Source organism: Thalassobaculum litoreum DSM 18839 (assembly GCF_900102465.1).
GTDB lineage: Bacteria > Pseudomonadota > Alphaproteobacteria > Thalassobaculales > Thalassobaculaceae > Thalassobaculum > Thalassobaculum litoreum.
In genome coordinates this window covers 236,177-250,129 of sequence record NZ_FNBW01000005.1, presented here as the reverse complement: position 1 = coordinate 250,129, position 13,953 = coordinate 236,177, and the positions used below count along the sequence as shown (strand labels likewise).

General features: G+C 68.4%; 12 protein-coding genes. 5 read left to right on the top strand and 7 right to left on the bottom strand.

What is annotated here, in order from left to right:
* The first annotated feature begins 78 nt into the window (after positions 1–78).
* Positions 79–1,632: a bifunctional aminoglycoside phosphotransferase/ATP-binding protein gene (locus BLS34_RS09950; protein ID WP_093150005.1), complete on the top strand. Its 1,554-nt coding sequence runs from the start codon at positions 79–81 to the stop codon at positions 1,630–1,632.
* A 125-nt stretch (positions 1,633–1,757) separates the two neighbouring features.
* Here BLS34_RS09950 and BLS34_RS09945 read toward each other — a convergent pair whose 3' ends face one another.
* Both BLS34_RS09945 and BLS34_RS09940 read right to left on the bottom strand, forming a co-directional pair.
* Complete coding sequence (locus BLS34_RS09945; protein WP_093150003.1) at positions 1,758–2,198, bottom strand: type II 3-dehydroquinate dehydratase; 441 nt, start codon at positions 2,196–2,198, stop codon at positions 1,758–1,760.
* A gap of 26 nt (positions 2,199–2,224) precedes the next feature.
* Positions 2,225–3,922, bottom strand: a complete 1,698-nt coding sequence (locus BLS34_RS09940; protein ID WP_215906078.1) for an FAD-dependent oxidoreductase — start codon at positions 3,920–3,922, stop codon at positions 2,225–2,227.
* Positions 3,923–4,091: 169 nt separating this feature from the next.
* Here BLS34_RS09940 and BLS34_RS09935 point away from each other — a divergent pair, with 169 nt between their 5' ends.
* The 4 genes from BLS34_RS09935 to BLS34_RS09920 are packed head-to-tail and all read left to right on the top strand — an operon-like array spanning position 4,092 to position 7,602.
* A complete protein-coding gene (locus tag BLS34_RS09935) occupies positions 4,092–5,150 on the top strand; it encodes a Gfo/Idh/MocA family protein (RefSeq protein ID WP_093150000.1) in 1,059 nt (352 codons plus the stop codon).
* Positions 5,147–5,962 carry a sugar phosphate isomerase/epimerase family protein gene (locus BLS34_RS09930; protein WP_093149998.1) on the top strand — a complete coding sequence of 272 codons (816 nt, stop codon included), beginning with the start codon at positions 5,147–5,149 and terminating at the stop codon, positions 5,960–5,962. Before BLS34_RS09935 ends, BLS34_RS09930 begins: the two co-directional genes overlap by 4 nt.
* A gap of 36 nt (positions 5,963–5,998) precedes the next feature.
* Positions 5,999–6,706, top strand: coding sequence for a hypothetical protein (locus BLS34_RS09925; protein WP_051243481.1), 708 nt, complete (start codon positions 5,999–6,001; stop codon positions 6,704–6,706).
* Positions 6,703–7,602 (top strand): NAD-dependent epimerase/dehydratase family protein, encoded by a 900-nt coding sequence (locus BLS34_RS09920; RefSeq protein WP_093149996.1) that lies wholly within the window; start codon positions 6,703–6,705, stop codon positions 7,600–7,602. The genes BLS34_RS09925 and BLS34_RS09920 overlap by 4 nt, the downstream gene beginning before the upstream one ends.
* A 419-nt stretch (positions 7,603–8,021) precedes the next feature.
* On the opposite strand, the gene BLS34_RS09915 is transcribed toward BLS34_RS09920, so the two are convergent.
* The 5 genes from BLS34_RS09915 to BLS34_RS09895 all read right to left on the bottom strand — a co-directional run bounded on the left by BLS34_RS09915 (position 8,022) and on the right by BLS34_RS09895 (position 13,846).
* Complete coding sequence (locus BLS34_RS09915) at positions 8,022–8,966, bottom strand: helix-turn-helix transcriptional regulator (RefSeq protein ID WP_175474173.1); 945 nt, start codon at positions 8,964–8,966, stop codon at positions 8,022–8,024.
* Between the two features lie 513 nt (positions 8,967–9,479).
* On the bottom strand, positions 9,480–10,493 hold the full coding sequence (locus BLS34_RS09910) for a dimethylarginine dimethylaminohydrolase family protein (protein WP_093149992.1): 1,014 nt from the start codon (positions 10,491–10,493) through the stop codon (positions 9,480–9,482).
* A 33-nt stretch (positions 10,494–10,526) separates the two neighbouring features.
* Entirely contained in the window at positions 10,527–12,131 is a 1,605-nt protein-coding gene (locus tag BLS34_RS09905) for a zinc-binding metallopeptidase family protein (RefSeq protein WP_093149990.1), read from the bottom strand.
* A 51-nt stretch (positions 12,132–12,182) separates the two neighbouring features.
* Positions 12,183–13,013: an ABC transporter permease gene (locus BLS34_RS09900; protein WP_028792683.1), complete on the bottom strand. Its 831-nt coding sequence runs from the start codon at positions 13,011–13,013 to the stop codon at positions 12,183–12,185.
* Complete coding sequence (locus BLS34_RS09895; RefSeq protein WP_028792684.1) at positions 13,010–13,846, bottom strand: ABC transporter permease; 837 nt, start codon at positions 13,844–13,846, stop codon at positions 13,010–13,012. Before BLS34_RS09895 ends, BLS34_RS09900 begins: the two co-directional genes overlap by 4 nt.
* Positions 13,847–13,953 lie beyond the last annotated feature (107 nt).

Below are 13,953 nucleotides of genomic sequence, written 5' to 3'. Positions count from 1 at the left end.
CCCCCGGCGCGACGGACCCATCTCGCAAAGGGCAGCGATACCCCCGGCTGCCCCGCTCACCAGTGCCAGGAGCTTGAGATGGCGACCGCCTCCCACGTGGTCGAAGACCAGAGCGCGGTCTTCGACTTCCTCGCCGACCCGGTCACCCATGCCGGTGCCGACGACGTCCACCGCATCGATACCCACGGGGCCGCCGTGTTCCTCGCCGGGGACGATGCCTACAAGGTGAAGCGGGCGGTGAAGTTCCCGTTCATGGACTTCTCCACCCTGGACAAGCGCAAGACCACCTGCGAGGCCGAGATCGCCGTGAACCGGCCGAACGCGCCGGACATCTATCTCGGCGCGGTCCCGATCACCCGCGACGGCAACGGCCTGGCGATCGACGGGGACGGCGAGCCGGTGGAGTGGTGCGTGCACATGCGCCGCTTCGACGTGGACATGACGCTGGACCGCATCGCCGAGCGCGACGGCCTGTCCGACGACCTGCTGCGCCGCACGGCCGCCGCCATCGCCGCGTCGCACCAGCGGGCAGCCCTGCGCGAAGGGACCGCCTTCGCCAAGGCGCTGGCCGAGATCGTCCGCAGCAACGGCAGCAGCCTGGCCGAGGCACCGGAGGTGTTCGACGACTTCCGGGCGGAGAACCTGATCCGCCGCTCCCAGAGCGCCCTGAAATCGGTGACCTCCGCCCTGGACGCCCGCGAACGCCAGGGCCGGGTGCGGCGCTGCCACGGCGACCTGCACCTGCGCAACATCGTGCTGCTGGGCGACGAACCGACCCTGTTCGACGCCATCGAGTTCGACGAGGATCTCGCCACTACCGACGTGCTGTACGACCTCGCCTTCCTGCTGATGGATCTGGGCCAGCGTGGGCTGACGCGCGAGGCAAACCTGATCCTGAACCGCTACCTGGCCGAGGACCGCGACCCGAACCAGATCGCCGGGCTGGCGGCGATGCCGCTCTTCGTCAGCGTGCGGGCGGTGATCCGCGCCAAGGTGATCGCCGCCTCGGTGGAGAACGCACCGCAGGACAAGAAATCCGGCCTGATCGCCGAGGCCCAGCGGTATTTCGACTTCGCAGAGGCGGTGCTGGTACCCTATCCGCCCCGGCTGGTCGCGGTCGGCGGCCTGTCCGGCACCGGCAAGAGCACGCTCGCCGCCCACCTTGCCGGCGACCTGACGCCGTTTCCCGGCGCGCTCCATCTGCGCAGCGACGTGATCCGCAAGCGGCTGATGGGCGTTGGCGAGCATGAGAAGCTGGGCGATGACGGCTACACCGAGGCGGTCACCCGGCAGGTCTACGACACCCTGCTGCAGGAAACCGCGTCGGCCCTGCGCGCCGGCCAGAGCGTGGTGGTCGACGCGGTGAACCAGCGGCTCGAGGAGCGCGAGGCCCTGGCCGATCTGGCGAGCGAGATGGATGTGGACTTCACCGGCCTGTGGCTGGAGGCGCCGACCGAGACCCTGGTGGCCCGCGCCGACAATCGGGACCGCGACGCATCGGATGCCGACGGCGCGGTGGTCGTCAGCCAGGCGGAACGGGATCTGGGCTATCTTGACTGGTACCGCATCGATGCCGGCAGCGGCCCGGAGCAGACGCTGCAGGCCGCCCGGGCGGCGGTAGGGATCTCATAAATACCCGTCTGCCCGGTTGATCCGTCTGCCCGGCTTATCCCCCCTCTTCCCGGCCTTGCACCGGGAAGAGGAAGAAACTTAAGAGTTTAGCCACCGCCATTCCCGCCTTCTCCGGGCGCAGCGCCCTACTCCCGCGCGTCGATCAGCTCGTACATCGCCTCCAGCGCCGTCACGTACCCCCGTGCGCCCAGGCCGGCGATCACGGCGGTCACCGCCTTGGACAGGATGGAATGGCGGTGGTCCTCGTCGCGGGCGTGGATGTTGGAGATGTGCAGCTCGATCACCGGCCCGCCATAGATCTTCAGCGCGTCCTGGATCGCCACCGAATAGAAGCTGTAGGCGGCCAGGTTGATGATCACCCCGTCGGCCCTGCCGCGGGCGGCCTGCACCATGTCGACGATCTCGCCCTCGATGTTCGACTGCCTGAATTCCAGCGGCCCGCGCGCCGCATCCCGGCACCAACTCTCGATCTGGGCGAGCGTCGTGCTGCCGTAGATCTCCGGTTCGCGGATGCCGAGCGTGTTCAGGTTCGGACCGTTGATGATGTGGACGGTGGGCGCGGACATCGGTTTCCTCCAGGGCTTCTTCTTGATCAGGAACGGCGCGCCGCGGCGTGGCGGGCGGCGAGGTAGGCGAAGGCGATGGCCGGGCCGAGATTGATCCCCGGGGCCGGATAGACCCCGCCCATCACCGAGTGCATGTCGTTGCCGCAGGCATAGAGCCCGTCCAACGGCGCCCCGTCCGGCCCGAGCACCCTTGCGTCGGTATCGGTCTCCAGCCCGATCGCCGCGCCGATATCCCCGGGCCAGAGCCGGATCGCGTAGAACGGCGCCGTTCGGATCGGCCCGAGCGTCGGGTTCGGTCCGTGCTTCGGATCGCCGTTGGCGCGCTGATAGACATTGGTGCCGCGCTGGAAGTCGGTGTCCTCTCCGGTCTCCGCGAAGCCGTTCATGCGCTCGACGGTCTCGGCCAGCCCGGCCGCGTCGATCTCCAGCAGGCCGGCCAGCTCCGCCAGCGTGTCGGCGCGCACCAGGTAGCCGTCGGCCAGGAACGGCACCAGCCCGCGCCCGCCCGGATGCACCATGCCCAGCCCGTATTTCCGCAGGGCGTCGGCGTCGCAGATCTCGAAGGCCGGGATGGTCGAGCCGTCCCGGTTGGCGGCGTACATGGCGGCGACGAACTGGTGATAGGACAGGCTCTCGTTGACGAAGCGCCGTCCGTCGCGGCCGACCGAGATGATTCCGGGCTTGGAGCGGTCGAGGACGAAATGCGGGAACACCGCCATGGACCCGTCGCGCCGCTTGCGGCGGGAGACCGGCGCCCAGAACACCGGCTGCTCCGCCCCCTCGCCGTAGCGGGCGCCGAGCGCCAAGGCGATGTCGTGCAGCGCGCCGGTATTGCCGGGGGCCGCCGGGCTGTATTCCGGCAGCGGGTCGGGCAGGAACTCGGCCCGGCGCTGCGGATGCCGGGCGAAACCGCCGGAGGCCAGGATCACCCCGCCCGACGCCGTCAGTTGCACCTCGCGGCCGCCGCGTTTCGCGGTGACCGTCCGGGCCGCGCCGTCCCCGGCGATATCCGTGACCTCCGTCTCGGTCGCCACCGTCACGCCGGCATCGAGCGCCGCGCGCAGCAGCCGTCCGACCAGCGCGTTGCCCATGACCAGCCGCGCCCCGCGTCCGTGCCGCAGCCGGTCGACCGCGTAGCCGCTCAGTATTCGCGCCACATGGCCGAAGGATGTGCGCGATTTCGTCAGGTTCATCAGGTGGCCGATATCGTCTCGGTCGACCATCATGCCACCCAGCAGGGTGAATTCCGGGATCGGCGGCCGCAGCTTGCGCAGGGCCCGGCCCAGGGCGCCGCCGTCGAACGGCAGCGCTTCCAGCGCCCGCCCGCCGGACACCGATCCCTCGAGCTCATACAGATAGTCCGGGTGAAACGGCCGGGCACGGAACCGCACCACCGTCTGCTCCTCCAGCCGGCGTATCGCTTCGGGCCCGGCCTCCAGGAAGGCCTGGCGGATGGCGCGGGGTGCCCGGTTTCCGACGGCGGCGTCGAGGAAGGCCAGAGCCTGCTCGGGGCTGTCGGCGTTGCCGCTGGCATCGCCGTGGCGGGTGTTCGGGATCCACACCGTGCCCGCCGAGAGGGCCGAGGTGCCGCCGACATGCTCCGAGCGCTCGATCAGCAGGGTGCGCGCGCCGTCGAGGGCGGCGAAGAGTGCTGCCGCCAGACCGGCAGCCCCGCCGCCGAGCACGACAACGTCCCAGTCGGAGCGGAGAGGATCGGCGGGCATCGGCAAGGCATCGGCCATCGGGGTTCACACGGCGGGCTGAGGGTGGAAGTCAGAGGGTAGCAATCACGGAATATCCGAGCCTATCCGACCGCAGCGGGTTTTCAATCGCCGACGCCAGTTCCAACACGCATCACGCGCGGTGTAGGCTGACGGAAAATGGGAGGAAACAATGGACGACCTCAAGGTCGCCGTGATCGGCGCGGGCGTCATCGGCCGCACCCATATCGACACGCTGTCGAAGGCCGGAGGCGTCGCCCTGTCGGCCATCGTCGATCCGACACCCGCCGCCCGCGATCTCGCAGCACAGCGTCAGGTCCCGTATTTCACGGATATCGATGCGCTGCTGGCGGCGGGGATCTGCGACGCCGCCGTCATCGCCTCGCCCAACGACACCCATGTCGCCCTGGCGGAGCGGATGCTGGACGCCGGCATCCCGATCCTGCTGGAGAAGCCGGTCGCCAGCACGCTGGCGGAGGCCGCGATCCTGGCCGAGGTGACGGCGCGCAGCGGCGTGCCGGTGCTGGTCGGCCATCACCGCCGCCACAACCCGCTGATCAAGACCGCCAAACGGGCGATTACCGACGGCGCCATCGGCCCGCTGGTCATGGCGACGGTGACCTGCGCCATGCTGAAGCAGCCGGATTATTTCGACGTGCCCTGGCGCCGCGATCCGGAGCAGGGCGGCCCGCTGCTGATCAACGCGATCCACGATATCGACCTGCTGCGGCATTTCTTCGGCGAGATCGCGACCGTCCAGGGCACACACTCAAACGCCACGCGGGGGCTCGACGTGGAGGACACCACCGCGGCGATCCTGACCTTCGAGCAGGGCGGCCTCGCCACCCTCGCCCTGTCGGACGCCGCGGTCGGCCCCTGGTCGTGGGAGGTCTCGTCGGGCGAGAACCCGGGCCGCTTCCCCAAGCACGACCACATCACCCATCTGTATTCCGGGCGCGAGGGTGGGCTCAGCCTGCCGGATCTGTCGCTGTGGACGTACGAACCCGGTGGCGACTGGACCCATCCCCTCACCCATCGGCGCCTTGAGGCCGGAACCGGCGACACCTACATCGCCCAGGCGGAACATTTCTGTGCCGTCGTACGGGGCGAGGTGAAACCTTTGGTCACCTGCGACGACGGCATCCGCAACATGCACGTGGTCGCCGCCATCAAGCGCTCGGCGCAGACCGGCCGGGCGGTCGCCCTGTCCGAACTGGAGTCCGTGACATGACCGCAGCCACATCCCGCGCCTATTCGCTCGGCTATCTAACCGGCAACGGCGTCGACCCGGTGACGGCGGTGAAGATCGCCGCCGAGCACGGCTACGACATGGTCAGCTTCCGCCTGCTGCCGGCCGCCGGCGAGCCCCTGCACCCGCTGCTCGACGACGACGCCCTGCTGGCCGAGGTCAAGGCGGCGATGCGTGACACCGGCGTGACCATGGCGGATGCGGAGATGATCCGCCTGAAGCCGGATACGCGTCTGGACAGCTTCACCCCGTTCCTCGACCGCATCGCCGGTCTCGGCGCGGCCCATGTGCTGGTCGCCATCGACGACACCGACCCGGCGCGCACCCAGGACAGCTACACCGCGCTGTGCCACCGGCTCGGGGAGTACCGTCTCACCGCCGATCTGGAGTTCATGCCCTGGACCGGCTGCAAGGATCTCGCCTCGGCCCGGCGGCTGGTGGAGGCCGCCGACCATCCGAGTGCCGCCGTGCTGTTCGACGCCCTGCATTTCGACCGCTGCGGCGCGACCCTGCAGGAGTTCGCCGAGCTTCCGGCGTCGCTGATGAACTACGTGCAGATCTGCGACGGCCCGGTGCCCTTCGACCCGTCCGACGAGGGTCTGATCGCCGTCGCCCGCACCGCGCGGATGATCCCCGGCGAGGGCGGCATCGATCTCGCGGCCATCGCCGCCCACGTTCCGCCCGGCATGACCGTCAGCGTCGAGGTGCCGAACGACGACCTCGCCGCCCGGCTCGGCCCGTCCGAGGTGGCGCGCCGGTCCCTGGAGGCGACCAAGCGCCTGCTGGGCGACTGATCACATCCACCGAACACGAAACCACGAGGAAACCCCATGGCCCTGACAGGCTCCGCCTTTCTGGCGCTGTTCCACGACATCGATCCGGCCTCCTGGACCGAATACATGGAGTGGCACACCCGCGAGCATATGCCCGAGCGGCTCTCCATTCCCGGCTTCACCGTGGGCAAGCGGCTGATCAACCACGCCCTGCCGCGCTACCGCTACGGCACGGTCTATGGCGGCGAGACGGCCGAGGTGTTCCGCTCGCCGGCCTATCTGGAGCGGCTGAACAACCCGACCGATTGGAGCAACAAGGTGCAGCCGACCTTCCGCAACTTCCTGCGGGTCGCCTGCGAGCGGCTGGTCTCCAGCGGCGTCGGAGACGGCGGGGCGATGGCCACCGTCCGGCTCGACTTCCTGGACGGCGCCGGCGAGGCCGATGTGCGGGCCAAGGCGGAACAGCTCAGCCGGACCCTGCTGGGGGTGACCGGGGCGTGTTGCGCCCATATCGGCCTCGCCCGGCGCGAGATCTCCGGGGTGAAGACGAAGGAGACCGAGCTGCGCCCGAAGATGAGCGAGAAGGAGTTCGACGCCATCGTCCTGGTGGAAGGCAGCGGGCTGCCCGAGCTGATCGCCTCGGCCGGCGACATCGAGGCGGCCATCGCCGACAGCGGCTGCGGCGTCGGCAGTCCGGCGACGATCGTCTACAACCTCGCCTATCAGCTCACCGCCGCCGACATGGCCGCCGGAGAGACGGCATGACCGTCCTGATCACCGGTGGCGGCGGGTTTCTCGGCGCCTGGATCATCCGCCGCCTCGCCGCCCGGGGCTTGGACGTGCGCGTCTTCGACCGGCACGAGGACCGCGGCATCGTGCGCGCCATCGCCGGTGACATGGCCGACCGGGTCGAGTGGCGCACCGGCGACGTCGCCTCGGGCGACGATGTACTGCGGGCGGCGGAAGACTGCGACTTCGCGATCCATCTGGCCGCGCTGCTGACCCCGGCCTGTGCCGAGAACCCGATCCTCGGCGCCCAGGTCAACCTGATCGGCACCCTCAACGTGTTCGAGGCGGCCAAGGCGCACGGGCTGCGCGGCGTCGCCTATGCCAGCAGCGCCGGCGTGTTCGGACCCGACGACGGCGCCATCCCCTACCCCACCACCCATTACGGCGCCTTCAAGCTGGCCTGCGAGGGCAGCGGGCGGGCCTACTGGCACGATGCCGGGATCTCCAGCGTCGGCTTCCGGCCGGCGATCGTCTACGGGCCGGGCCGCGAGACCGGGCTGACGGCGGGACCGTCCATCGCCTGCCGCGAGGCGGTGGCCGGCCGACCCTATACGATCGGCTATTCCGGTGCCGCCGACATGATCTATGTGGACGACGTGGCCGCGGTGTTCGAGGCGGCGGCGACCCGGCCGTTCGAGGGCGCGCACGCCTTCTCCCTGGTCGGCGAGGTGGCGGATATCTCGGCGATCGCTGCCGGCATCGAGGATCTCGTGCCGGGTGCGGCGATCGACTGGGCCGGGCCGCCCCTGCCGCTGCACCCGGTCATCGCGCCGAGCCCGATCGGGGCGGTTCTCGGCGACCTCCCGCATACGGCGCTGCGGGACGGACTGGCCCAGACAGTGGCGTTCTATCGAAACGCGGGGACGGGGTGAGGGTGACGGGAGCCGGGTGAGCGAGAGGGTGACGGGAGCCTGGCTGTCCTTCCCCCCTTCCTCGTCATCCCGGCCCTGCGCCGGGACCGAGGCCGCCGCGCGCCGGAGCGCCCGGAATCACGCCTCCCACGCTCCGGCAAGCCTGTACCCTGGGCCCCGGCGCAAGGCCGGGGAGACGGCTTACTGCTTGCGATCGGGGTCAGTCGCGCGATGGCGCAACGCTTTATCCACTGATGCAGCGCCCGAACGAAGCAGCGCCCTACACAATCCCCTCCTCGTCTTCCCGGCCCTGCGCCGGGACCGAGGCCGCCGCGCGCCGGAATCACGCCTCCCGCGCTCCGGCAAGCCTGTACCCTGGACCCCGGCGCAAGGCCGGGGAGACGGATTGGGGGGTGCGACTGGAATGAGGCGGGAGGCGCCTAAACCTGCTCGGTCTCGGCGATGGCGGCGCGGCGGGCGCGTTCCTTGACCTGGGAGGGCGGGTAGCCGAATTTCCGGTGGAACGCCGTGGCGAAATTCGCCGGGCTGGAATAACCGGCCCGCTGGGCCACGTCCCCGACCGACAGCCCGTCCCGGTCCAGCAGGTCGCGCGCCATCTCCAGGCGGCGTACCCGGGCGAACTCCATCACCGTCTGGCCGAAGCAGTCGCGGAACACCCGCTGCAGGGTGCTGACGCTCATGCCGGTCTGCTCGGCGATATCCGGCAGGTGCAGGCCGTCGTCCAGGCTGCGCAGGATCAGCTCGCGCGCGGTCTGGGCCCGCACGATGTCGCGGGACCGCAGGTGGCGCGGCATCGGCCGCGGCTCGTCGTCACGGAAGGCCGAGAGCGCATCGGCCAGCATGTTCAGCATGTCGCGCTCGCCGGCGATGCTGGCGAGCACGCCGCCGTCCGCGCTGCGGGCCAGGAGATCCTCGGCGCTGCGCACCGCGCCGGTCGACGGCTCCCACTCCTTCACCGAATTATGGGTTCGCAGGAAGGTGGCGAGTTCCCGCGACTGGGTCGAGGCCGGATCGCCGCAGCCGCGTTCCTCGAACCAGGCCAGCGGAATGCGCAGCGTCACCTTGCGCACATAGCGCCCGCGCGTGGACGTGCGCAGCAGGGTGGTGGGCCGGGTGACGGAAATGATCCGGCCGACCGGACCGCGCCGGGCATTGCACTGGATCGCCGTCCCCTCGACGGTCGCGTCGACCGCGCCTTCAAGCAGCAAGAGCAGGCTCACGCCCGGCTGCAGGGTGGCGCGGGACTGGATATCCGCCATCTCGATCGCGTCGGTCGCGTGCAGGCTTATGCCCGAGGCGAAATCCTGGAAGATCGATCGGCCGTCCATCGGATGGGACGGCACCGACATTTTCTCGGAACGCACCGAATAATCCGGCTCCGCATGCTGCAGGCCCGGTTGCAGGGGCTCGACGGCAAGATCGGACCTGTCGGCCGAGCGACGGCCCACTCGACGGCTGACGTGACTCATACGTGACGATCCTCGGACTGACATGCAGACGGCTCTAAAATAGGCAACTTGCGAATAGTTCGCAATCTCAACTGCGAGAAACGCACGGGTTTCCGGTCCAGGCTTCTCCGACCGCACACCGGAAACGCGAAATGATTGCAAATAAGACGCGGAAACGGAAGCCGAAGAGTGGGCCGCCACTGATGCGAGTTACACATCTCTCGGGGGCGAGGACGGGCCAGATCGGCTACGATCAATCTTGCATTATGGTTAACACAAAGACCGGCACGACCCGACAGGCCTGTGTCGGTCGGCCAGATCAGGCCGCCTTATGGTAGAGCGCGGATACGGACGGCGACGGCCGCCCGTTCCCGTCGATGCCTTCGCACCTGCGGAACGGGCGGCCCGATAGGGTCCAGAGGCCCGCTGTCAGTCGACCGAGTCGCGGATCAGCGGCGAGGTCGAGCAGTGGATGCCGCCGCCGCCCTGGAAGATCTTGTCGTACTTCACCGGCACGATCTCGATGCCGAGCTTGTCCAGCGCGTCGGCGGTGTGCTTGGAGGCGCCCGCCTCCATGATCACCCGGCCCGGCTTCACGGCGATGCAGTTGACCACGCCGGAGGGATCGTCCGGATGCACCTCGATGGTGCGGATGCCCAGCTCCTTCAGTTTGCCGAGGAACCAGAACGGCAGCTGGGTCGGGTTGATGATCGCGGTGTCCACGTCGATCATCACCAGCGCACCGTCGATATGCAGCCGGTAGCCGGTCAGGTCGACCCGGAGCAGTTCCACGCCCTGGGCGTTCAGCACTTCCTCGACCTGGCGGGTCCCCTCCTCGTTCACGCGGGAGGAGCGGCCGATCACGGCGGTCTTGGAATTCAGCCACACGAAGCTGCCGCCCTCCATCAGCCCGGTGCCATGGACGGTGCGCAGGATCGGCATGCCGAGGGCGCCGAGGGTCTCGGTCACCGGGGCCTCCTCGCCGCGGCGCACGATCGGGCCGAGCCGGGTGACGATCGCCCCGCCCTTCACGCCGATGCAGGAATCACGGGTGTAGATCGACTTGTGCTTACCCGGCGCGCAGCGCTTCAGGTAGACGACTTCCACGCCTTCCGCCCGCAGCGCGTTGGCGAGGCCGTCATGCTGCTCCTGCTGCTCTTCCATGGTGTGGATCTTGTCGCCACGCCAGTACCAGGTCTGACCCTCGGCGTCGCCGTAGGATCCCAGATGCTCCAGGCGCTTGGACGGGTCGAGGATCTTCATCTCCTCGCCCGGCCGATGCATCAGCACCATACGGAGCCGGCCGACATCGTTGTCGCAGCCCCACTTGCGGCCCCAGACCGTCTCCTGCTGCTCGGCGCTCTCGAAGCCCGGCTCCTCGTGGCTGGGGAAGGTCTTGATGGTCATGTTGTAGCGGTATTCGAACTCGCTGACCGCGCCCATGGCGGGTTTCCTCCTTCTGGTCGTCGTCTTCAATCAGTCCTGAACGGGCGGCGTCGGCATGACCCATTCCGGGCCGCGAACCGTCTCCACGTATTCCGGCCACGGGAAGTGGATCGGCGCCGGCGCGTTCTTGCCGAGCAGCGGCGGCACCCACTTGTCGCCGCCGATGCCGCCCCCGGTGCGCTCGTCGAACTCCGCCTTGCAGCGGGCCAGCGCTTCAGGACTTTCCATGAGCTCGAGCCCGGTGGTGGCGATCACCCTGCCGGCGGTGAGGAACATCGGGTCCATCGCCCCCGGCACGCCGCCGAGCGCGCAGTGGCACCAGTGCGGCACCTTCACCCCCGGCGCCGGGTTCTTCAGCGCCGCGCGACCGACATAGAGGCGCACGGTCGGGGTGTGCCAGGTCATGTCGGTGTAGTCGTCGGATGTGTAGTTCTTCTGCCAGGACGGGATCTGCGAGCGCAGGATGGCCTCGCCCTCCTTCGGATCGACGAGCTGTTCCAGGATCTCCGGGAACGGCTCCTCCGGCGCCTCGTAGCCGAGGTTGCGGATGATCTCGCGGCCGAACTCCTTGGCCTCCTCGGTGAATTTCGGCGGGCCGACCAGCTCGAAATTCGCGTAGGTGATCTCGGCCAGCGCATTGTTCGCCATGCCCGGCCGGGTCTTGGTCACCCACTCGGATTTGACCTGGCATTGGGTCAGGCCGGCGACATGCTCGGCGTTGTTGTCCAGCACCCGCTCGATCGCCTCGGCCATCTCGATGGACGGACAGCGCCAGGCGTACTGGATCTGCGAGAACCGCGGCGGCAGGTTGTCGGCCGTCGCGAACCCGCCGTTCAGGATCGCCTCGTTCAGGGTCCAGGAACCCCGGTGAGGCAGCATGTTCTCCTTGGTGTACTTGGCGGTCGTGTACATCAGGCACATGGCGTCCAGGGCCGCCGGCGCGCGGGCGATGGCGTGGCTGTTCTGCGAGCCCTTGCGCTCGCCGGCCGAGCCCCAGGTCTCCGGATCCACGGACTCGAAGGTGTAGACCTTCGACCAGTAGCAGCCGCAATGGGTCTCCCAGATCACCGTGTTGGAGAGGTCCGGCAGCGAGGTCGGGTGGAAGCTGATGAGCGCGTCGATGTCGTCGTAATAGCCGTGGCTGGCGTGGATCGGCTTGGAGCCGCACATCTTCTCCGCTGGCTCGCCGAAAAACTTGATGCGCCCGGCGATGCTGTGTTCCTTCATCGCCGCCTGCATGGCCAGCGCGCCGGTCAGGCCGCCGAGGCCCAGCGCCGAGTGCGGATCGGTATGGCCGGCGGCATAGGGATGCACCCCCTCGCGCGGCTTGCGATACGGCACCGCCTCCTGGCTGGAGCCGACCACGGCGTCGTATTCGGCGTAGCAGCAGATCGTCGGACCGCCGCTCCCGTTCTCCCAGGTGGCGCACAGCGCCGTCGGCATCCCGGCCGAGCCCGGCTCGACCTCGAAGCCTTCGGCCCGCAGGCGCTCGACATACCAGGCGGCCGACTTGTACTCGCGCCAGGACGGCTCGTGCAGGTGCCAGATCTCCATGTGATCGCGCGACAGGCGCTCGGCATTGGCCTCGACCCAGGCAAGGGCGGTCCGCTTGGCGGGCGTCAGCTCCGCGGTCATGGTCGTCTCCGTCGATGTGTAAGGCGACCGGCCGAAACCGGCGCCGGAAGATCAGGCTTCGCCGCCCTCGATCCGCTCGGTCAGCCGCGCCCGCCGCCGCTGACGGGCCCAAAGCTCGGTCAGCAGCAGTGCCAGCGTGATCACGATCAGCATGGTCGCGATCGAGGCGATGGTGGGATCGAGGTGATCCTGGATGCCGTCCCAGATCCGCTTCGGGAGGGTATAGACGTTGCGGCTGGTGATGAAGAGCGCCACGACGATCTCGTCGAACGAGATGGTGAAGGCGAACAGCGCGCCCGACAGCATGCCCGGCACGATGCTCGGCAGGATCACCCAACGGATGGTCTGCGAGGTCGAGGCGCCGAGATTGCGCGAGGCCTGCTCCAGCCGGACGTCGAAATTCGCCAGGGAGGCCGAGACGGTGATCACCACATAGGGGATGGCGATCAGGGTATGGGCCAGGATCAGGCCGAAATAGGTGTCCATGATCCCGAGATCGATCCAGAACCGGTACATGGCCAGCGCCTGCACGATGGTCGGCACGATGATCGGCGTCAGCATGAAGGTGCGCACGGACTCCGCCGCGTTGCTCGCCAGCCGCCAGCAGCCGATGGCGCAGAGCGTGCCGAGCACCAGCGCGGCGACGGTCGAGCAGGTGGCGACGATCACGCTGTCCAGCGTGGCGGCCAGCCAGATCTCCTTCTCGAAGAACGCCGCATAGTGCTGCAGCGACAGGCCTTCCTTGGGCAGCGACAGATAGTACTGGTCGGTGAACGAGACCGGCACGACGATGATCATCGGCAGGACAAGGAAGGCCAGCACGGTCCAGGCAAGGCCATAGACCACACAGCGGCCGAAGACGACGCGCGGATCCTTTTTCATCGCGCACCAAACACTTTCTTCAGATCGACGAAGCGGGCCACCAGGGCGAGCGACAGGAACACCGAGAACAGCAGGGTCGAGGCCAGCATGGTCGCCTGCCCCCAGCGCAGCGTCTCCTCGAAGCTCACCTGGATGTACTCGGATATCATCACCACCTTGCCGCCGCCGAGCAGGGCCGGGGTGATGAAGAAGCCGAGAGAGAACACGAAGACCAGAATGGTCGCGGCGATCAGGCCGGGCTTGCTCAGCGGCAGGTAGACGTCCTTGAACGCCACCCACGGCGAGGCGCCGAGGCCGCGCGCCGCGCTGACCAGCCGGTCCTGAATGCCGGTCATGTTAGAATAGATCGGCAGCACCGCCAGCGGCAGCATGAAATGCACCATGCCGACGATCACGCCGAACTCGTTGCGCACCAGGCGCAGCGGCTGGTCGATCAACCCGAGCTCCTGGAGCCCCGTGTTGATCAGGCCCTGGGTGCGCAGCAGCATCACCCAGGCGAAGGCGCGGATCAGCACGCTGAGCCAGAAGGTGAGCAGCACGCAGAACATCATCCAGGTGCGCTGGCGCTCGCCGACCTGGGCCATCGTGTAGGCGACGATGTAGCCGCAGACCACGGTGATGACCGTGGTGATGACGCAGACCCGGATCGTGGTCATCCAGATCCGATGAATCAGCGCCCTGTCGATCAGTTCGCTGTAGTTGCCGAGCCCGGGTACGGGATCGGTCACGCTGATCCAGAGAACCTGGATCAGCGGATAGATGTAGAAGACGAGCATGAGCAGGACCGCCGGCGCGATCAGCCACCAATAGACCCGGCGAAGTGAAGCGTGCATGTGCGGCCTGCCAATGCCCTTTGTCTAGAGAGCGATCGGTTCAGATCGAATCGATCCGAACCGTGAACCGCCCTCTAAGCTCTTAAAGATAGAGCAAATTCACACGA